This is a genomic window from Cetobacterium sp. (assembly GCF_048470075.1).
Classification (GTDB): Bacteria; Fusobacteriota; Fusobacteriia; order Fusobacteriales; family Fusobacteriaceae; genus Cetobacterium_A.
In genome coordinates this window covers 1-5635 of the sequence record NZ_DBGBQB010000314.1, presented here as the reverse complement: position 1 = coordinate 5635, position 5635 = coordinate 1, and the positions used below count along the sequence as shown (strand labels likewise).

The window sequence follows — 5635 nt, the reverse complement described above, 5'->3', positions numbered from 1 at the left end:
CTATAATGGTAAAAAATGTTTATTTTTATTGAATAAACAAAAACTATTGGTACTCAGGAGGTTTTTTATGAAGAAAAAAATATCGGTTCTTTTTTTAATGGGTCTTGGTTTAATGTCATGTGGAACAAAAGAAGATAAAGGTGAAGTAGCAAAAACAGATGAAAACTCCAAAAAAATATTAACAGTATGGGCTTGGGATAAAAATTTTAATGTCCCTATAATGGAAAAAGCAGCAAAAATATATTCTGAGAAAAATCCAAATGTTGAGATAAAAGTGGTAGATAATGGTAGAGATGATATAGAGCAAAAAATACATACTAGTTTATCGGCTAATGCTATAAACACTTTACCTGATATTGTTCTAATAGAAGATTATGCGGCACAAAAATTTTTAACGTCATATCCAAACTCTTTTATGCCATTAAATGACTATATTAATTACAATGAATTCGCTAAATATAAGATACCGCCTATGACAGTGGATAATAAAACATATGGGATTCCTTTTGATAGTGGAGTAACAGGTCTATTTTATAGAAGAGATTATCTAAAGGAAGCTGGGATTTCAGAGGAAAGATTACAAAATATAACATGGAAAGAGCTTATTGAAATTGGAAAAGAGGTAAAGGCTAAAACAGGGAAACAGCTAATGGCAGATATGGCCTTGCAAGACCCTGGAATAGTTAGAGTTATGATGCAATCAGCAGGAGCTTGGTATTTTAATGAAAAGGGAGAGATAGATTTTATAAAAAATGAAGCCCTAAAAGATGCTATACTAACAGTGAAAGAACTGTTTAATTCAGGTGTTGTAAATCAAGCATCCGGTTGGGGAGAGTGGGTTTCTAATTTTACGTCTGGAGATGTGGCAACTATTTCTACTGGAGCTTGGATAATTGGAAGTATCAAGACAGAAAAGAGTCAAAGTGGAAAATGGGGAGTAGCTCCTATTCCAAGATTAGATGATATAAAATCTGTAAATGCATCTAATTTAGGGGGATCTAGTTGGTATATTTTAAATAAAGATAATAAAGTAACAGCAGCAGAGTTTATGAAGGCTATATTTGCAGAAAATAAAGAATTTTATGATGAGATTTTAACGGAGAGAGGTGCTATAGGAACATATCTACCTTCGCAGGGGACTCCAAGTTACGAAGCACCAGATGCATTTTTTGATAATCAAAAAGTTTATCAAGATTTTTCAAAATGGATGAAAGAGATTCCATCTGTAAACTATGGTGTCTATGTTAGAGAAGCAGATCAAGCTATAGTGGGCGTTTTGAAATACATAGTTGAGGATAAAATGAGTGTAGACGAGGGATTAGAAAAAGCTGAAGCTCAATTAAAATCTCAGATACAGTAGGTGATAGTATGCTAAAAAAATTATGGAGAGGAAAGAGTGAAGGGTGGTTATTTATATCTGCTGCCTTGATATTGTTTTTATTTTTTTCACTATATCCAATAATAGATTCATTAATTCTCTCTTTTTATACATCTAGAGGTATTGTATATAAATTCAATGGTTTTGGTAATATAAAAAGATTATTGAGCGATCAGATGTTTTATACAGCTCTAAAAAATACGATGATATATTTAATAATTCAAGTTCCAATAATGTTAATTTTAGCTGTATTTTTGGCTACTTTATTGGATTCTGCCAAATTGAAATTTAAAAGCTTTTTTAGAACATGTATTTTTTTACCATGTGTGACATCCTTGGTAGCATATTCAGTTCTATTTAAAATGATTTTTGCAGAAAAAGGATTAATCAATAATATATTGTTAAAAACAGGTCTATTTAAAATAGGAATTCCATGGTTAACTGATCCATTCTGGGCTAAAGTTACAATAATTTTAGCTCTTCTTTGGAGGTGGACAGGGTATAATATGATATTCTTTTTAGCTGCACTTCAAAGTATACCAAAAGATATGTACGAAGCAGCAGATATAGATGGAGTAAACAAATTTAAGCAATTTTTCTATATTACAATACCACAACTAAAACCAATCCTTCTATTTACTACGATTATGTCAACCATAGGAACTCTACAACTTTTTGACGAACCTATGAATTTAACAATGGGAGGACCAGCAAACTCCACTATGACAATATCTCAATACATATATAACGTATCTTTTGTTTATGCACCTAATTTTGGATATGCAGCAACAATATCCTACACAGTGGTGTTGATGATTGCATTGTTATCCTATGTGCAATTTAAGTTTGCTGGAGATGATGCATAATGAGGAAAAAAATAAAAATTAGTTCAATATTTCAATATTTATTTTTAGGGATTGCTTCAATTTTTTCAATTTTTCCATTTTATTGGTTAGTAGTAGGTTCTACCAATAATAATACAGATATTTTAGGTGGAAAACTATCTGTGGGAAAGATGTTTTTTGAAAATTATAACAATCTAATAAAATTTGGAGGGTTTGGAAAAGCTTTTTTGAATACTTTAGAAATAACAGTTATATATATGATTTTAACGCTTCTTATAACAGCTTTAGCAGCTTATGGTTTTGATAAGTTTAAAACTCTAAAAACAGAAATTATCTATAAAATCTTTTTACTTTCTATGATGGTTCCATTTGCAGCTATGATGATACCGTTATTTAGAATAATGGTCAAATTAAATCTAATAGATAGTTTAATAGCTGTTATACTTCCAGGGTTATCCTCAGTATTCTTAATATTTTTCTTTAGACAGAGTTTAAAAAGTTTTCCTATTCAAATAATAGAATCTGCTAGAATAGATGGAGCTAGTGAGCTCACAATATTTTTTAAAATAGTGTTGCCACCTATGAAACCAACTATAGCAGCGGCAGCAATATATGCTTTCATGACCCAGTGGAACAACTATATGTGGCCTTTAATTGTTTTAAGAACAAATGAAAGTAAAACATTGACGCTGACATTATCCTCTATGTCATCAGCTTATTTTGTAGACTATGGAATGCTTATGTTGGCTATTGTTATTAGCACAGTTCCAATGATAATAATATTCTTTAGTATGCAAAAAAGTTTTGTACAAGGTATGACAGGTTCTTATAAATAGGTAAAAAACTCCTTTAAAACTATTTAAGGGAGTTTTTTCAATTAGTTATTTAATATATGAATTTAATTATATTCTTATATAAGACAACAGTGTAAAAAATGTGATATCATTATTCTTAAAAATAAAAATAACTTTTCAAAAATTAAGAAAGGAGAGGATATATGATAAAAAAACTAGTTATACTGATTGTTGGTCTTTTTACAATTTTAAGTTGTGGAAAAAAAGAGGAGGAAGTAAAGGGAAACAAACCATTGATAGTGGCTCAAGGGGCAGATGCTAGGACACTGGACCCTCAAAAAGCTATTGACACTCCCACTGTTAGAGTTTATAACCAAATTTATGATGGGTTGGTAAAAAAAGATAATGATATGAACATTGTTCCAGGGTTGGCAGGGAGTTGGAATAAAGTTGATGAGAGAAGGACTATTTTTAATTTGAGAAAAGGAGTTAAGTTCCATAATGGAGAAACTTTGACTGCTAAAGATGTTAAGTTTACATTGGATAGAATGAAAAATCAGCCTACAGTTTCATTTTTAATAAGTGAAATAGAACTAATCAATGTAATTGATGACTATACAGTTGAAATAGTGACAAAAAATGGTTTTGGACCACTCTTGAGCCATCTTTCTCACCCAGGAGCTGTTATATTAAATGAAAAAGCAGTTACAAATTCAAGTGAGAGATATGATCAAAATCCGGTGGGAACAGGACCATATATACTTGATAAATGGTTGGCTGGAGATAGAATTTTCTTAAAAGCTAACCCTGAATACTATTTAGGAAAATCAGCAATAGAAAATATAGTTATAAAAGCTATTCCAGAGGGAACAAATCGAACAATAGCTTTAGAGACAGGTGAAGCGGATATAGTTTATGATGTAGACCCAGTTGATATAGATAAGATAAAAAGTAATAATGATTTAAAGTTTTTGTATGAGCAATCTTTAGGAAACTCATACTTAGGATTGAATACACAGCACAAACCTTTTGATGATGTAAGGGTAAGACAAGCTATAGCTTATGCTATAAATGTTGATGATATTATAGAGGTAGTGTATAAAAATACCGCTATTCCAGGAAGTTCTCCAATAAGTCCTAAAATTCCAGGCTATAATAAAGATGTTAAAAACTATGAATATAATGTGGAAAAGGCTAAAAAACTTCTAGCAGAGGCAGGGTATCCAAATGGATTTAAAACGTCAATTTGGATAAATGATAATACATCTAGAAAAGATATAGCAACAATATTACAGGATCAATTTAAAACAATTGGAATAGATGCAGCAATTGAAACTCTTGAATGGGGAGCGTATATAGATAGAACAGCCGCTGGAGAGCATGATATGTATATCTTGGGGTGGGTAACTGTAACAGGAGACCCAGACTATGGGCTATATCCAGTATTCCATACATCAGCTCATGGAAGAGCTGGAAATCGTTCTTTTTATTCAAACGCCACTGTGGATAGACTACTTGATGAGGCAAGGATTTCAACAGATCAAGAGAAAAGAATGGATAATTATAGGGAGATACAAAGAATAATTCAAGAGGAGATTCCATCTATAACTATGGTCTATAATAATCAAAATGTTGCAACACAAAAGTATGTAGAAAATTTTGTTCTTCATCCTACGGGATATTTTAATCTGTATAATGTTAATTTTTCTAAATAATAGATGAGGTGAATTATGAATATATCAAATACTCCAGCTAAAGATGTTATAAATTTTATGTCAAAGTCTCCTGTTGTAATGATCGCAATAGGAAGTATAGAATATCATGGAGCTCAAGCTCCACTGGGAACAGATTATATAATACCGGATTATATAGTTTCGAAGTTAGCTCACAGAGAGGATATCCTTGTATTACCTTCCATTCCATATGGAAATTGTCAATCCATAAAAGAGTTTCCTGGAACTATAAATATTGGAAGTACTAACCTTATAAATATTTTAAACTCTATTGTAGATTCTCTATTAAGTAGTGGTTTAAAAAAATTTATATTTATTAATGGTCATGGAGGAAATATTTCAGCCTTGGATCAAGTTGGACTGGATACCTTTGAAAAAGGGGGGCTGATAGCTACTGTTGATTGGTGGAACTTAGCAAAACTTTTAAATCCAGATTATGATGGAGGACATGGAGATATACAGGAAACAAGTACAGTTATGGCAATAGATAGGAACTCTGTAAATCTAAATTACTGTGAACCATTAATAATAAATGAGTTATCAAATGAGATAACTAATAAGTATATAACATTGCATAACTATAAAAATGGGAATGTAAAAATAATGAGAAGTTTTAAAAGTGTAGTACCTAATGGTTGGATAGGCCCCTATGATCCGAAAAATTCAACAGTTGAACTAGGAGAGAGAATCTTAAAAGATGTGATAGAGTATATTGAAGATTTTATTGATGATTTTAAGAAAATAGAGATAAATTAGTAGATATTGAAAAAGTTATGGAGAAATCTGTAACTTTTTTTATTTTAAATAAAAAAATAAGATTAAAAAACAATATAAATATACTTGTATACTAATATAGTTGTGTATAAAGGTATGCTGATTTTAGAG

General features: G+C 30.7%; 5 protein-coding genes. All 5 read left to right on the top strand.

Translation table 11 applies throughout. From position 1 onward, the window contains the following. Positions 1-67 precede the first annotated feature (67 nt). The 5 genes from ACMOUI_RS10915 to ACMOUI_RS10895 all read left to right on the top strand — a co-directional run bounded on the left by ACMOUI_RS10915 (position 68) and on the right by ACMOUI_RS10895 (position 5506). A complete protein-coding gene (locus ACMOUI_RS10915) occupies positions 68-1360 on the top strand; it encodes an ABC transporter substrate-binding protein (protein WP_418965725.1) in 1293 nt (430 codons plus the stop codon). An 8-nt stretch (positions 1361-1368) separates the two neighbouring features. Continuing rightward, the gene (locus ACMOUI_RS10910; RefSeq protein WP_418965724.1) at positions 1369-2244 is read left to right on the top strand and encodes a carbohydrate ABC transporter permease; all 876 of its coding nucleotides are present in this window, start codon (positions 1369-1371) and stop codon (positions 2242-2244) included. Continuing rightward, positions 2244-3059, top strand: coding sequence for a carbohydrate ABC transporter permease (locus ACMOUI_RS10905; protein ID WP_418965723.1), 816 nt, complete (start codon positions 2244-2246; stop codon positions 3057-3059). Before ACMOUI_RS10910 ends, ACMOUI_RS10905 begins: the two co-directional genes overlap by 1 nt. 161 nt (positions 3060-3220) lie before the next feature. After that, entirely contained in the window at positions 3221-4732 is a 1512-nt protein-coding gene (locus tag ACMOUI_RS10900) for a glutathione ABC transporter substrate-binding protein (RefSeq protein ID WP_418965722.1), read from the top strand. A 15-nt stretch (positions 4733-4747) separates the two neighbouring features. Next, on the top strand, positions 4748-5506 hold the full coding sequence (locus ACMOUI_RS10895) for a creatininase family protein (RefSeq protein ID WP_418965721.1): 759 nt from the start codon (positions 4748-4750) through the stop codon (positions 5504-5506). Positions 5507-5635 lie beyond the last annotated feature (129 nt).